The sequence below is a fragment of the uncultured Enterococcus sp. genome (assembly GCF_913775425.1).
Lineage (GTDB): Bacteria > Bacillota > Bacilli > Lactobacillales > Enterococcaceae > Enterococcus_G.
Window position 1 is genome coordinate 1 of the sequence record NZ_CAJYIS010000032.1, and the last position, 14,466, is coordinate 14,466.

Annotated in this window: 15 protein-coding genes and 1 other annotated feature; of the genes, 5 read left to right on the forward strand and 10 right to left on the reverse strand. The window is 38.0% G+C overall.

The genetic code is table 11. From position 1 onward, the window contains the following. Nucleotides 1-15: 15 nt before the first annotated feature. Together rlmN and QZ413_RS03495 are read right to left on the reverse strand one after the other, a co-directional pair. A complete protein-coding gene (gene rlmN, locus QZ413_RS03490; protein WP_297076431.1) occupies nucleotides 16-1,110 on the reverse strand; it encodes a 23S rRNA (adenine(2503)-C(2))-methyltransferase RlmN in 1,095 nt (364 codons plus the stop codon). A gap of 93 nt (nucleotides 1,111-1,203) precedes the next feature. Next, on the reverse strand, nucleotides 1,204-3,678 hold the full coding sequence (locus tag QZ413_RS03495; protein WP_297076433.1) for a DNA translocase FtsK: 2,475 nt from the start codon (nucleotides 3,676-3,678) through the stop codon (nucleotides 1,204-1,206). Nucleotides 3,679-3,858: 180 nt separating this feature from the next. Between QZ413_RS03495 and QZ413_RS03500 the strand changes: the two genes are divergently transcribed. Beyond that, complete coding sequence (locus tag QZ413_RS03500; RefSeq protein WP_297076436.1) at nucleotides 3,859-4,782, forward strand: L-lactate dehydrogenase; 924 nt, start codon at nucleotides 3,859-3,861, stop codon at nucleotides 4,780-4,782. Between the two features lie 176 nt (nucleotides 4,783-4,958). Here the strand turns inward: QZ413_RS03500 and QZ413_RS03505 are convergent, their stop codons facing one another. The 6 genes from QZ413_RS03505 to QZ413_RS03530 form a co-directional block, all read right to left on the reverse strand. Further along, complete coding sequence (locus QZ413_RS03505) at nucleotides 4,959-6,086, reverse strand: ABC transporter permease (protein WP_297076439.1); 1,128 nt, start codon at nucleotides 6,084-6,086, stop codon at nucleotides 4,959-4,961. Next, on the reverse strand, nucleotides 6,083-6,967 hold the full coding sequence (locus tag QZ413_RS03510) for an ATP-binding cassette domain-containing protein (protein ID WP_297076442.1): 885 nt from the start codon (nucleotides 6,965-6,967) through the stop codon (nucleotides 6,083-6,085). The genes QZ413_RS03505 and QZ413_RS03510 overlap by 4 nt, the downstream gene beginning before the upstream one ends. A gap of 1 nt (nucleotide 6,968) precedes the next feature. Next, nucleotides 6,969-7,349, reverse strand: a complete 381-nt coding sequence (locus QZ413_RS03515) for a GntR family transcriptional regulator (RefSeq protein ID WP_297076444.1) — start codon at nucleotides 7,347-7,349, stop codon at nucleotides 6,969-6,971. Between the two features lie 164 nt (nucleotides 7,350-7,513). Then, complete coding sequence (locus QZ413_RS03520; protein WP_297076446.1) at nucleotides 7,514-8,311, reverse strand: amino acid ABC transporter substrate-binding protein; 798 nt, start codon at nucleotides 8,309-8,311, stop codon at nucleotides 7,514-7,516. A gap of 13 nt (nucleotides 8,312-8,324) precedes the next feature. Continuing rightward, nucleotides 8,325-8,957, reverse strand: a complete 633-nt coding sequence (locus QZ413_RS03525; RefSeq protein ID WP_297076449.1) for an amino acid ABC transporter ATP-binding protein — start codon at nucleotides 8,955-8,957, stop codon at nucleotides 8,325-8,327. A 12-nt stretch (nucleotides 8,958-8,969) separates the two neighbouring features. Continuing rightward, nucleotides 8,970-9,611: an amino acid ABC transporter permease gene (locus QZ413_RS03530; protein ID WP_297076451.1), complete on the reverse strand. Its 642-nt coding sequence runs from the start codon at nucleotides 9,609-9,611 to the stop codon at nucleotides 8,970-8,972. A gap of 161 nt (nucleotides 9,612-9,772) precedes the next feature. After that, nucleotides 9,773-10,003, reverse strand: a binding site (T-box leader). Nucleotides 10,004-10,141: 138 nt separating this feature from the next. Here QZ413_RS03530 and QZ413_RS03535 point away from each other — a divergent pair. The 3 genes from QZ413_RS03535 to QZ413_RS03545 all read left to right on the forward strand — a co-directional run bounded on the left by QZ413_RS03535 (nucleotide 10,142) and on the right by QZ413_RS03545 (nucleotide 12,754). Beyond that, nucleotides 10,142-10,996 carry a helix-turn-helix domain-containing protein gene (locus QZ413_RS03535; RefSeq protein WP_297076452.1) on the forward strand — a complete coding sequence of 285 codons (855 nt, stop codon included), beginning with the start codon at nucleotides 10,142-10,144 and terminating at the stop codon, nucleotides 10,994-10,996. Between the two features lie 117 nt (nucleotides 10,997-11,113). After that, nucleotides 11,114-12,220, forward strand: a complete 1,107-nt coding sequence (locus tag QZ413_RS03540) for an ABC transporter ATP-binding protein (protein WP_297076454.1) — start codon at nucleotides 11,114-11,116, stop codon at nucleotides 12,218-12,220. Nucleotides 12,221-12,406: 186 nt separating this feature from the next. Continuing rightward, entirely contained in the window at nucleotides 12,407-12,754 is a 348-nt protein-coding gene (locus tag QZ413_RS03545; RefSeq protein ID WP_297076456.1) for a hypothetical protein, read from the forward strand. A 17-nt stretch (nucleotides 12,755-12,771) separates the two neighbouring features. On the opposite strand, the gene QZ413_RS03550 is transcribed toward QZ413_RS03545, so the two are convergent. Together QZ413_RS03550 and QZ413_RS03555 are read right to left on the reverse strand one after the other, a co-directional pair. Further along, a complete protein-coding gene (locus tag QZ413_RS03550) occupies nucleotides 12,772-13,101 on the reverse strand; it encodes an AzlD domain-containing protein (protein ID WP_297076459.1) in 330 nt (109 codons plus the stop codon). Then, entirely contained in the window at nucleotides 13,088-13,795 is a 708-nt protein-coding gene (locus tag QZ413_RS03555) for an AzlC family ABC transporter permease (RefSeq protein ID WP_297076462.1), read from the reverse strand. The genes QZ413_RS03550 and QZ413_RS03555 overlap by 14 nt, the downstream gene beginning before the upstream one ends. A 99-nt stretch (nucleotides 13,796-13,894) precedes the next feature. Here QZ413_RS03555 and QZ413_RS03560 point away from each other — a divergent pair, with 99 nt between their 5' ends. Continuing rightward, a complete protein-coding gene (locus QZ413_RS03560) occupies nucleotides 13,895-14,452 on the forward strand; it encodes a helix-turn-helix domain-containing protein (RefSeq protein WP_297076464.1) in 558 nt (185 codons plus the stop codon). Nucleotides 14,453-14,466: the final 14 nt, after the last annotated feature.

Consider the following 14,466-nt stretch of genomic DNA (forward strand, 5'->3'; position numbering starts at 1 on the left):
TTTACGTATTTTTCGTTATACTTCGACTTTTTTGGTATTCGCTACACGACGGCGACGTTCTTTAGCGATTTGTTTGCTTCGTAATTGTCCACAAGCAGCATCGATATCCGTTCCATGCTCTTTTCTAATCACACAATTAATTCCCGCCTTTTTCAGGGTATCATAAAAAGCCAGTACGGTTTGTTTACTACTACGAGAATATTGATCATGTTCACTGACCGGATTATACGGAATCAAATTGACATAGGTCAGCTTTCTTTTATCTTTCAATAAAGCCGCTAGCTCTTTTGCGTGTTCAACTTGATCATTGACCCCACTGAGCATAATGTACTCAAATGTGATTCGTCGATTGGTCGCGGCTAAATATTCATCGACGGCTTCCATTAATCTTTCTAGAGGAAAGGTGTTATTGATCTTCATAATTGCACTGCGAACATCATTATTTGGTGCATGTAGCGAGATCGCTAAATTGATTTGTAACGGCTCTTTAGCAAATGCTTTGATTTGTGGAACTAACCCACTGGTCGATACCGTAATATGGCGTGCACCGATAGCCAACCCTTTAGCATCATTAACGATCGTTAAGAAATTGATCAAATTTCGATAATTGTCAAAAGGTTCCCCGATCCCCATCACTACGATATGTGAAACGCGTTCTCCTTGGTTGCGTTGGTCAAAATAATGTTGGACCATCATGATTTGTGCAACGATTTCTCCAGCGGTTAAATCACGTTGCTTCTTTAAAATTCCACTCGCACAAAACGTACAGCCAATATTACATCCAACTTGGGTCGTGACACAGACAGATAGCCCATATTCTTGACGCATCAAAACAGTTTCTATCATATGCTTGTCAGGTAACTGAAATAAATATTTCACCGTACCATCTGCAGATTCTTGGACGACAACTTGGTTTAATGGATTTATGCAAAATGTTTGAGCTAAGATTGCCATAAATGATTTAGATAAATTCGTCATCTCTTCAAATGAAGTCACACGTTTACTGTACAACCACTCCCAAACTTGATTTGCACGGTATGCTTTCTCTCCTTGCTCGATCACCCAATTGGTTAACTCCGTTTTTGTAAGTCCATAAATTGACGGTTGCATAAAGACGCCTCTTTCTCTTTTTTCTTCACTATAAGTGAAAAAATGATCAAGCTCAAGTCTGAATGTCAAAATTTAACAAAAAACGAACCGATCCTAAGATCGATTCGTGTCTTCTTCACGTCGTGGTGGAAAGTCTGTTGGTGGTTCAAATAATTGATCATTTGGTGTAGGGATCGTTTCGATCAAGACTTTACGTGGTTTACTGCCTTCAGATGGCCCTACGATACCATGTGCTTCTAATTCATCGACCAAACGTGCAGCACGGTTGTACCCAATGCGAAAACGACGTTGCAATAGTGATACACTGGCTGTTTGCATCTCGACTACAAGTTCCTTTGCTTGCTCAAAGAGTTCATCTTGAGGCTCACTGGATGTGCCACTTTCGGTTTCTTCATCCGACACCATCATTTTTTCTTCGTAATTTGCACCTTGTTGTGCCGTTACAAATTCAACAACTGCTTCAACATCTTGGTCAGAAATAAAGGCACCTTGTACACGGATCGGCTTGTTTTCTCCCATTGGTAGATACAACATATCCCCGCGGCCTAATAATTTTTCTGCACCATTTGAATCGATGATCGTCCGCGAATCCGTTCCACTAGAGACTGCAAAAGCAATTCGTGAAGGAACATTTGCTTTGATGATTCCAGTGATGACATCGACACTCGGACGTTGCGTCGCTAAGATCATGTGAATACCAGCTGCTCGAGCCATCTGAGCCAAACGAATGATCGCATCTTCTACTTCATTACTAGCAACCATCATCAAATCTGCCAATTCATCGACGATCACAACGATAAAAGGTAAAATCGGTTGTTTTTCTTCATGTTGTTGATTGTGTGTTTCAATCATTTCATTATAACCTGTGATGTTTCTGACACCCGTTGCCGCAAATTTTTCGTAGCGCTCTTCCATTTCTTTGACCACTTTTTGTAAAGCTTGCGCGGCTTTTCTAGGATTCGTTACCACTGGTGTCAACAAATGAGGAATCCCATTATACATGTTCAACTCAACCATTTTAGGATCGACCATCATCAATTTGACTTGGTGCGGTTTTGCTTGCATCAAAATACTCGTAATAATTCCATTAATAGCTACTGACTTCCCACTACCTGTTGAACCAGCGACTAGTAAATGCGGCATCTTAGTCAGATCAGCTGTTTGGACCTTACCAGAAATATCACGCCCTAGTGGAACCTCTAAAAGCTTATCTTCATGAGCAGGCTGTGCCTCGACTACCTCTCTAAATGAGACCATGCTGACTGCTTCATTAGGCACTTCGATCCCGATCAAAGATTTCCCAGGAATCGGTGCTTCCATCCGCACATCTTTAGCAGCCAAAGCGAGGGCAATGTCATCTGTTAAACTTACGATCTTACTAACTTTGACGCCTACAGCCGGTTGGATCTCAAATTTTGTAACGGATGGACCTAAGCTCGCTTTTACGACTTTTGCATCGACACCAAAACTCTTAAATGTTTGTTCTAACACTCCGATATTTTGTTCGATTTTTTTGTATTCCCCACTTTGATCAGTCGGTTTAGCTGGAGCAAGTAACTCTGCTGGTGGCAATTCATAACTTTCATCTTCTAAATCTTGCGTATCCTCAAACTCGACCAAGTCCTCTGTTTCGACTAAAGGTTCTGTTGTAGATGGAGTAGTCTCAAATAAAGAAGCTTGTTGGAATCCATTGATTGGAACATAAGCTGGTTGTTCTACTTCAACTGCGATTGGATCTTCTGTCAACTCTTCTTTTTCAATAATCGCTTCAGCAGCAGCGGACAAACTAGACGTTTTGTGCTTTTTTAAATCAGGCTGCACACGTGCTTTTTCGGCTTCCATTTCTGCAATGATCTCGGCTTTTTTTAATGCTAATTCTTGTTCTTTTGCTTGGCGTCTTGCTTGTTTTTTCGCTTCCTTTTGTTGTCTGATTTTTGGATCGACTGCGACCGTTTTAGAGAACAATTCTTTTAAGTGATGTAACTTTTCCAACAATTCTTCTGTTGACCATTGACTGATCAGATAAATCCCGATCAAAGCCAATAACAAACTGATCACATAACTTCCCACTTGCGAAAGTAAAAAGTAAGTTCCTTGATAAATAAGCGCTCCGACCATTCCACCGCCAACATTTTGGGACAACTGATTTGTTTTCAGATCAATCAATAATGTTTCCCAAGTCGTATGTAAAATATTCGGCTTTCCTGCTTGCAACGAACCAAAAAGGCGCGCTTGTAAAAATAAGACAAGTGCACTATACAATACGAGACTCCCCGTCAATCGCCGCGTCCAAATCAAGTGGGCTTGAGTATTTTTCACGGCCAAGAAACCTCCATAAAGCATCAATACAATACTTAATACGGGATAACTATTGCCCCCGATCAAACGCAAGATATTGGCTAAAAAAGTTCCTAAAAATCCAAGTTTGACCAAACTGATCAAACCAAACACTAAAAATAAAACACCTGATAAAATCAATACTAATTTTTCTTTTTGCGCTTGTTGTTGCGCTTGTTGTTTTTTAGTAGGTTGCTTCTTTTTTGTGGTCGAGCGTTTTTTCGCTGCCATGTTTCATCCCTCTTTTCATTCAGACCCATTATACCTAAAAAGCTGTCTGAACAAAAGGGACCTTTAGTGAAACCTTTTTTAGTAAATGCTTTTTATTTTTTCTCATCATTTTTTCATAATCATCTTATTTTGTAGTATACTGTAAAAGTACGAAAACAGTTAGAAGGAGTGGTTCAGCACATGACAAGAAAAGTTGGAATTATTGGATTAGGAAATGTTGGGGCTGCAGTGGCCCATCATTTTGTTAGCACAGGAAGTGTCGATGAACTGATTTTAATCGATACGCGTCAAGAAAAAGTAGCAGCAGATGCTTTAGATTTCGAAGATGCAATGGCAAATCTGCCTTTTCATACAAGTATTACGGTCAATGACTACACAGCTTTACAAGATGCGGATCTGATTATCTCTGCGTTAGGAAATATCGCCCTACAAGACAATCAAACCGATGATCGTTTTGCTGAATTGCCTTATTCAAAAAAAGAAGTCGAAACGGTAGCCAAACAAATCAAAGCAAGTGGCTTTGCTGGTATTTTGATCGTCATCACCAATCCAGTCGATGCTATTACTGCCCTTTATCAAAAACGAACTGGATTACCTAAAGAAAAAGTGATCGGCACGGGAACCTTGCTTGATTCAGCTCGAATGAAACGTGCTGTTGCGAAGGCATTAGCTCTTGATCCTCGTTCAGTAATCGGATTTAATCTTGGAGAACATGGCAATTCTCAATTTACGGCTTGGTCAACAGTGAGGATTGGAGGTCAGACATTGAGTGATTATCTAGCTGATCAAGGACGTCATCTAGATTTAGCTGCACTGGATCACGAAGCAAAAGTTGGCGGACATACTGTCTTCCATGGTAAAAAATACACGAATTATGGTGTTGCTACGGCTGCTGTCATGTTAGCGATGACCGTCTTAAATGATGCTCACACCGTTCTACCGGTTTCACATTATATGAAAAACTATGGCACGTATCTATCTTATCCTGCTGTAGTCGGTAAAAAAGGGATCGTTGCTTCTCTATCACTGGATTTGACGACTGAAGAACTGGAAAAATTAGCCCAATCTGCAGCGTTTATTCGTCAACATACCGAACAATTTTAGACAAAAAAGGAAGTTATGACAGAAGTGAGTAGCCCGAAAAAATAAGCCGCATTATTCCGATAATAGATCCATCTATTTCGGTAATAATGCGGCTTATTTTTAAAAGAGCTACTTCTGGAACACCATTTATTCGATTTTTAGTGGATACGATAGACTGCTATCACAGCCTCCTCTTTTTATAAAGCGGTCTTGTTTAAATACCGTTTTTTTTGATACATATCTATTGATTCTTTAATAGAAGAAAAGTAAATAAATCCTGCTAAAACGAAGGTTGGGATTACAAAAAAGAGTAGTAAAAAGACCCAATCGATTGCACTGTATTCATCCAGTCTTGACCAAAATGAAGTTGTAATCATCAAATACGCGACACTTAATAATGAGCTGACCGCAAAATACCAATGGCGTGCACGTCTAACGGTTAAAAACTCTCCTTCTTCTTCCATAGAAATCGACTTAAATACGAAATAACTTAAGCTAAATAAAAATAGACTCAATAAAAGATTGATACCTAAAGCTGGCATTGTCGCACTAACATTTCCTGGATAATACACTAGCCATTTGTCTAAAAAAACAGATGATTGAGTAGAAAGTAAAGTCATCAGATTCGAATAAAATGTCCACAACGTACTCAAAAGTCCATACGCAACTAAGAGTAAGAAAAATGTTCCACTAATCGCATTTCCCAACGAAACACCAAGAAAACTTCCAAATGAGAAGGCCAGTAGCAAGGTTATAAAGTGCGAGATGCCTCCCATCACCAAAGCCCCCATCGTCGCATTCAAATATGGAGCTGGGATCATAGTATATAAAATCAAATCATATAAAAAGATCCCTAAAGCCACTACGAGCAAAATCGGTAAAACAACATATCTTAACTTTTCTAGATAGATTCGTTTTCTTGAAAATGGTAATGAGAACAAAAAGCGATTGAATTGTCCTTTTTGATCAAGAAAGAAGGCTAAAAAACCTAAAATCATCATCACAAATGGCATCAAATTCAATAATAGATTGGCTTGATACATTTGATAGTTTCTTGTTTGTCCGTCTATTTGTTCGGAGACAAAAAAGCGTAGATTTTCTTTTACATATTCTGTTTTCGTCAACGTATTGGTTAGATTCCCTTCAAGATCATACTGTTGCCCCATTTCAGGGACATACGTAAATTCTGAAGAATACAAATAATCTCGTTGTGTATGCCATTGACGCTGACTAGAAAATCCGCTAAAAACATAGATCCCAACTAAAAAAATCCCAAGCCAAAACAATACACGACGATAGCGTAGTTGATAGATCATATTCATCATTTGACATCTCCTTTTTGCATCGAATGAACATTTGCCATAAAGAGATCTTCTAGATTTAATGGCAATTCCTCAACTAGTAAGGGCTCTAATGCGTTGATTTTTTGCGCAAATTCTTCTGTATACTGTTCGATAAAGACCACGATCACACGACCTTGTACCGATAAAATACTCGTTTGTTCGGTCAATAATGCAGGAACTTGTTTCGTTTTAAATACTAGTTGAAGTTTTCTAGCTTGTACTTTAGTTTGTTCTAACTCATAGCCTAACGACAACGTAGCTCCATTTAAAAAGAAGACCCGATCTACTAAATGATCCAATTCATCTAAATCATGTGAGGCTATCAAAGCTGTATGACCAGACTCCTCGATGTACCCTACTAATAGACCAATTACTTCTTTACGTATAATGACATCTAACCCGTCAAATGGCTCATCTAATAAAAGATAGGTTGCACGTGAAGCAATTGCTAGAATCATTTTAAACAACCCTTGCATTCCTTTAGAGATCGCTTTAAACCGCATCACTTTTGTCAATTCGTAGCGTTCCATCAACTGTTGATAAGAAGTCTCATCAAATTGTGGATAAACTGATCGATAAAACATAGCGAGTTGTTCTAGTGTATAACTCGCGAAAAAATTCGCCTTTTCATCGATATAAAAGATTTCTTCTTTAAACATTGGAGACACAAAGATATTCGTTCCTTGAATCCAGACTTCGCCTTCATCAGCTAAATATTGTCCTGCTAGTGTACGTAGCAATGTCGTTTTTCCCGTTCCATTACGTCCGACTAACCCAATGATCTCTCCTTTTGGTAGCGAAAATGAAATATGATCAAGCACTAATCGGTGCTGAATAGTTTTTGTTACCCCTTTGACATCCATCTTAGTTTCCTCCCACCTCATTTGTAATGCTTTCTAGCCATTGTTGCAATTCTTTTGTCGATACTTCTAACTGATAGGCATTGATCACGACTTCTTTAAACTGTTCCTTGATTTGCATAATTCTCAGCTCGTCTCTTGGTAAGTCTTGTCGATCCTTTACATACGTTCCTTTTCCTTTGATCGTAACTAAAACTTGTTCTTGTTCTAATAACTTATACGTTTTGCTGACGGTATTTGGATTCATCAATAATTGCTTCGCCATCTCTCTTACAGAAGGCAACTGATCCCCTGCTTGTAAGATTCCTAATACGATTTCTTGTTTGATACTTAGTGCCAATTGCTCATAGTACGGTTTACTACTGGTCTTATCGATTTGAACCATCTCAACCCCCACTTTCGTTTACGTGTACTATGATACATAGTACAGTTAGTTTCGTCAAGCAAAAATAAAAAGAGGTATGACAAAAAATTGTCATACCTCCTTCAAATCAACTAAATGCTGCTCTAGAAGTAGAAGTTTCTAGAACAGCATCTTTTGCATTTAAATTAGTCGTTTACGGCATCGGCACCAAACCATTTGGTTACGATTTTTTCATACTCGCCATTTTCTTTGAGTGTTTTGATTCCTTTATTGATTTTATCGGCTAATGCTTGATCATCTTTACGCACACCTACTGCAAATTCTTCTTGGGCATATGGCGTTTTGATCAAGTTATAATCATCGAGTTTACCGGCTTTTTTCAAGTAGTATTCAGCATACACTTTATCCACTAAAAGCCCATCGATACGTCCATTCTCAAGATCTAAGAATCCTTCACTAAAACTGCCATAAAGCGTTGCATCTTGATCTTTCACTTCGTCTTTTAATACTTTAGGTTGATCATTGAATACACTATAACCAGACGATCCTTCTTGAGCACCTAAAATTTTACCTTTCATTTGCTCGATCGAATCGATATTGCTACTTTTTTTAGTCACAAGTACTTGGATATTTTTCATGTATGTGTCACTAAACGTTACTTTTTCTTTACGCTCGTCATTGACTGTGTAACCATTCCAAATCATGTCGATCGTACCGTTCGCTAATTCAGTTTCTTTTAATGACCAGTCGATTGGTTGAAATTCAACTTTTGTATCCGTTAACTTAAATACTGCATTGGCTAAATCGACATCAAAACCGACGATTTTACCTGTATCGTCTTTAAATCCCATTGGGACAAACGTATCATCTAAACCAACTTTAACCGTATCTTTATCCGCACCGCTTTCTACTTGTTTAGATCCACACGCAGCTAATGTGACTAAACCTAAAGCAATAATTCCCAAACTTAACCATTTTTTCATATCGATTTCCTCCTTATTTTGGCACTACTTTTAAAATATTATCGGCAATATTTTCAGCAAACACTAGATCATGTGTCACCACGATCTGTGTGATTCCTTCTTTTTTTAGATTTAAAATCAATTGTTCGACTTGTTGACGTAATTCTGGATCTAACGCGCTGGTAGGTTCGTCATAGGCTAGTACTTCTGGATCCATCGCCATCGCACGAGCGATTGCTAGCCGTTGTTTTTGTCCTCCAGATAATTGGAATGGATATTGATCTAATAAACTTTCAATCCCTAGTTGTTCAGCTAGATGATTCGCTTTTTCGTTATATACTTCAGCAGATTCTTTTAACACCATTTTAGGCGCTAATGTAATATTGTCTCGTACACTTAGGTGTGGAAACAATTGGAAATCTTGGAATACCACTCCAACGACTTGCTCTTGATCTTTTGTATTCGTTGGATCAAAGGCTTGTCCATTAAGCAAAAATGTTCCGCTATCGGCTGTTTCTAATCCAGCCAATGTGCGTAGTAACGTTGTTTTCCCACCACCTGAAGGGCCCACGATCGCTAAAATACTACCGTCTGGAATCACTAGATCCAATTCGTCGATCACTTTTTTATCCCCAAAGGATTTATTGATTGCTTTTAATTCTAACATCTTCGTTCCCTCCTAACGATAATAGTCTAAACGTTTTTCTAGTTGTTTCAACAGTACGGTAAAAATCCCAGTCAAGGCTAAGTAAATAATGGCAACTCCTACTAAAGGTAATAGCGTAGCATCACGTTCCATTGCGATTTTTCCAATACGCATGATGTCAGATAGTCCTAAAATATAAATTAATGACGTGTCTTTTACTAAACTGATGACTTCATTTCCAACAGATGGTAGCGTGATCTTTGCTACTTGCGGAATGATGATCGTACGGATCGTTTGCGCTGGGCTCAAACGCAAGACTTGAGCAGCTTCATATTGACCTTCTGGGATCGATTGAATCCCACCACGAAAGATTTCGGCAAAATACGCAGCATAGTTCAAAATAAAAGCAAAAATTGCGGCATCGAAGCGATCAAATACGATCCCGACTAAAGGCAACCCATAAAATACAAAAATCAATTGTAACAATAGTGGTGTACCGCGCATCAACCATACATATAATTGAATCAAATAACGTAATGGTCTAAACTTGCTTGCTAAAATAAAAGCCAATAACACACCCAGTGGAATCGATCCTACTAATGTTAAGAAAAATAATTTCAATGTTACGCCAATACCACTAGCTAGCTGGGGAAATAATGATAAAAAATACGTCATACTGTTGTTCCTCCTTGAATATCCTGATAATAAAAAAACCTCTGACAAATTGTCAAAGGACGTCTTCACGTGGTTCCACCTTCATTTGTAACGCTTTTACAAGCACTACCTCATGAGCCATCGATCCTCGTTTGCAAAAAAAAAGCCTTTAGTCGCTAGGACTAAAGGACGTAAGTACGTGGTTCCACCTTTTTTTGTTTTCACTTTACAGTCAAAACCTCAACGAGTCATCTATCAATGACTACAGCTATAACGGGCCTCCCGGAACTTCCTACTCGCTTCAAAAGTTCGACTCCAAGATGTGTTTCAATTTGGTTTGACTATCCTTTTACACCTACCAAGGACTCTCTAACAATCAAGACCGAATCTACTTTTCTTTTCGATGTCTTTGTTTAAGTTGTTTTCACTTTACCGAGATTTCATGAAATTGTCAACTATTTTTTCTTTATTTTTTAGAATTTCCGCTTTGCCTTTTATCCAATTTGGCTTACACTAAAGATAGTTTCAATTGATGGAGGAGGACTCGTTTCATGAATGAACTACAATTACAATTAATTTATCAACATGCCTCTTTACACGCTTTTCCAACTTATGATCCAATGTACCTCTCTCTTCCTGTTCAAAAAGGATATCTTTGGATCTTAAAAGCAGAATTATCCCAAACTGAGATCCAATTATTACAACATCTAGTCGTCATGCCACATGAAACACCACAAAGTGCTTGGGGTAATCTCTTGTTACAAGATCAACACTATGTTCCCTCAACTGGAAACTACCGACTAATCCAGATTGCGTTTCAACAAAAACGTGCTGTCCAATTTAAAAAATGGCAGCAAGCTGTAAAAGAGTTTTTTCAAGAACTAGTCGATTGTATCGTATTGACGGACCACTATGTCGTTTTGATTGAAAAACAGCATCGAACATCCCTACAACCTTCTGAACTCACTAGTTTATTTTTAGCTTTAGATGGTGATTTTGATACGTATTCTAAAATTTTTATCGGCTGTTTTTATCCGGAAACAAGCCACTTCTATCGCCTATTTCAAGAAGAAGAAGCGGCGTTTATGTATAGTTTGACTAAGAGTCATGTCGATCATTGTACAACATTGGCACAAATCAGTTTAGCGTTTTATCTTGATCCTAAAATCACCAGTCGGACTTGTTTACAGACACTTGCACCGATTTGGATTCCAGATGAAGCGACTCAAATCTTACTCAAAACTTTATGGCAACAAAAGGGCAATCTCAGTGCGACTGCTAAAGAGCTATTCATGCATCGAAACACGATTCAGTATCAGGTAGAGAAATTCCAAACATCGACTCAATTAAATCTCAAAGAAATGAATGACCTTTACTTTACACAACTGCTATTGCAACAATTTTGATAACGCTTTATTCAACATGCACAACTCTAGTCTAGTTTTTCGTGCATGTTGTCTATATCTAAATAAAACCGCTTACATTATACTGAGTGTATCAGTTAAGAGAAAGAGGGATTTTAGATGGTAGAAATGGCCTTAAAACACGTATATAAAAAATATGACAACGCAGAAAATTATTCTGTGACGGACTTTAATTTAGATATCGCAGATCGTGAGTTTATTGTATTCGTTGGTCCTTCTGGTTGTGGGAAATCAACAACACTACGCATGATCGCTGGATTAGAAGATATTTCTGAAGGTGAATTATGGATCGGCGATAAAGTCATGAATGATGTCGCACCAAAAGATCGCGATATCGCAATGGTATTCCAAAACTACGCACTATATCCACATATGACCGTGTATGATAATATGGCGTTTGGCTTGAAACTACGTAAATATGATAAAACAGAAATCAAGAAACGTGTGGAAAATGCTGCCGATATTTTAGGCCTAACAGAATATCTAGATCGCAAACCAGCTGCGCTTTCTGGTGGACAACGTCAACGGGTCGCCTTAGGACGTGCCATCGTACGGGATGCCAAAGTATTCTTGATGGATGAACCATTATCAAACTTAGATGCCAAACTACGGGTTGCCATGCGCGCTGAGATTGCCAAATTACATCAACGTTTATCTACAACGACGATCTATGTAACCCATGACCAAACCGAAGCGATGACAATGGCAGATCGAATCGTCATCATGAAAGATGGCTTCATCCAACAAATCGGTTCACCTAAAGAAGTGTATGATACTCCAAAAAATGTCTTCGTAGCAGGCTTTATTGGTTCTCCTGCCATGAACTTCTTTAATGTTACTTTAAACAAAGGCATCATTTCTGATGGCGGCGGTCTAAGCTTACGCATCCCAGAAGGCCGAAATAAAGTTTTAGTCGAAAAAGGATACGAAGGCAAACAATTGATTTTTGGAATCCGTCCTGAAGATATCAATAGTGAAGAAGTCGTTCTCCAAGCTTCCCCAGAAACTACCGTAAAATCTGAAGTAGTCGTTTCTGAATTATTAGGAGCAGAAAGTATGCTTTATACTAAAGTCGGCGAAACAGAATTTGTCTCAAAAGTCGATGCGCGCGATTTCCACCGTCCTGGTGAAATGATCGATTTGGCGTTTAACATCAGCAAAGCGCACTTCTTTGACAAAGATTCAGAAGAAGTGATCACCCTTTAATTTTGGTAGTTCTTGTAAATTTATTTTACAATGACTTATATAGATTTCCTTATTTGTCCCCCTAAAAAGACACTCGTCGACCTACGAGTGTCTTTTGTTTTTCTTTAACTTTATCTTACAGTTTTTATAGATAGATGGGTTTTCTAAATCGTCTGTGCTACACTACGATCAGTTAAGGAGGAACTTATGAATATTATTCCAAAAAAGCGCAGCTATCGCTATCATTTCTATTTTTTATTGTTTATCTTTAGTTTATATGCACTACATGCTATTAGTGGGGGCAATTTATTTGATCAGACAAATTGGGCAATTCCTATTTTATTTTGTCCACTATTGTTCAGTTTGTATTATTTACGTCATCTTTCATTTGCCACATTACGTTTATTTTTTTTGACAAGTATTTTTAGTTTTGTCGCATTGATTAACGAACCTTTTGCTTATCCGATCGAAAGCCTTGTGTTGCTTTCTTTTGCCCTGATCAGTTTATGGTTAGAAGCCAATACCCTTGAATCTAAAGATGCTCATGCTGGATAATTACATGAGCATCTTTTTTAACTACCTAAATAGCGTAATATAGCAATCGAAAGCATCCCAATAATGACGACAACAAACAAATTTTTTGTCAAAATCGCACTGAGCACAGTCGGTAATGAGGCAAGCGTATACTCTACATTTAATTTTGGTAAGTGACCTAATCTTGGAGTAAAAAGACTACTAAACCATAATGCAGACATGATCACGATCGGTACAAACTGCAAAAACTCCAATACGCGTAAAGGTAAGTTCATTTTTTTCAATAATACAAATGGGAGTACTCGTGATGTGATCGTAGCCAAACTACACGTCACAATAACCAGTATCAAATAACTAAGCGAAAACATGTTTGATCACCATCCCTATACTACATCCAACCAGCGTTACACTTAAAATCAACCAAGTGCTTGGAATGATAATCATACCAACGTAAACTAAAATAGCGGTGATCACGATCAAGCTACTTTGCAACCGAAAAGATAGACTTTTATCTGCAATCAACTGGAAATATAATAAGCCGATAAACATCGAAACGATTGCAAAATCAATCCCCATTGTACGAGGATCACCAATAAATTGAGCGACCAATACACCTAAAGCCGTCGCGATACTCCATGTTAGATAGGAGATCAAGTTTGCACCATTTAACCAAGTAAATGAAAGTTTGCGATCTGTATAGTTTAGTTTATTCATCCCTAAAGCAAAACTTTCATCTGTGAGAAAGACACCCAATAAAATATTTTTGATCATACTTTCATGCTTCACATACGGTGCGATTGTCAAGCTCATCAATAACATCCGTGCATTTACTAAAAACGTTGCAAGCATGATCGACAATACAGGGCTTTTGGTTAACAACATACTGATAATAATAAATTGCGCAGAACCTGCATAAACAAAAATCGACAAACAAAGCAATAACCCAAATGATAATCCAGCTCCTTTACCAACGATACCAAACGCCATCCCAATTCCTAAATACCCAAATACTGTCGGCCAAGTTTCTTTAATCGCCGCATTCAACGTCAACGATCGACTCATGCACTCTCCCCTTTTCCTATCAATTTTTATACTTGTATCGTATAATATACTATATAAAACAAAAGTTCAATATATTAAACTTAAAAAGGAGAATACACTATGGATATTACACAACAAATTGGTCAAAATTTACATCAACTACGGACTGCGCGTAAATTGACTTTAGATGAACTAGCTCTGCAAACAGGAATCAGTAAAGGGATGCTTTCACAAATCGAAAAAGGGACAACGAATCCAACGATCAATACGATTTGGAAAATCAGTGAAGGATTGCATATCCCATATACAACGTTGATTGGACCTCCGATTTTACCTACTTGTACCGTGATTACGAAAAAAGACGCGATTTTTCAAGAAGATGATGCACAAAAATACCGTATCTTTAATTATTTCCAACAAAATACTGAACGTAATTTCGAATTTTTTGAAATGGAGTTAGATCCTGGTCATTGTTATGATTCGATCGGTCACTATGCTTCTTCAGAATATGTATTTGTTTTAGAAGGAACACTCACCCTTACTCTTGAACAGCAACTAGTAACACTTGAAGAAGAAGAAGCAACACATTTTGTTGCCACTCAGCCTCATCGTTATGAAAACCGTACAGATAAGTTGATGAAAGCTGTCGTTATCAATTTTTATCCACAAAAAAAATAAGAGCGGGATGACAA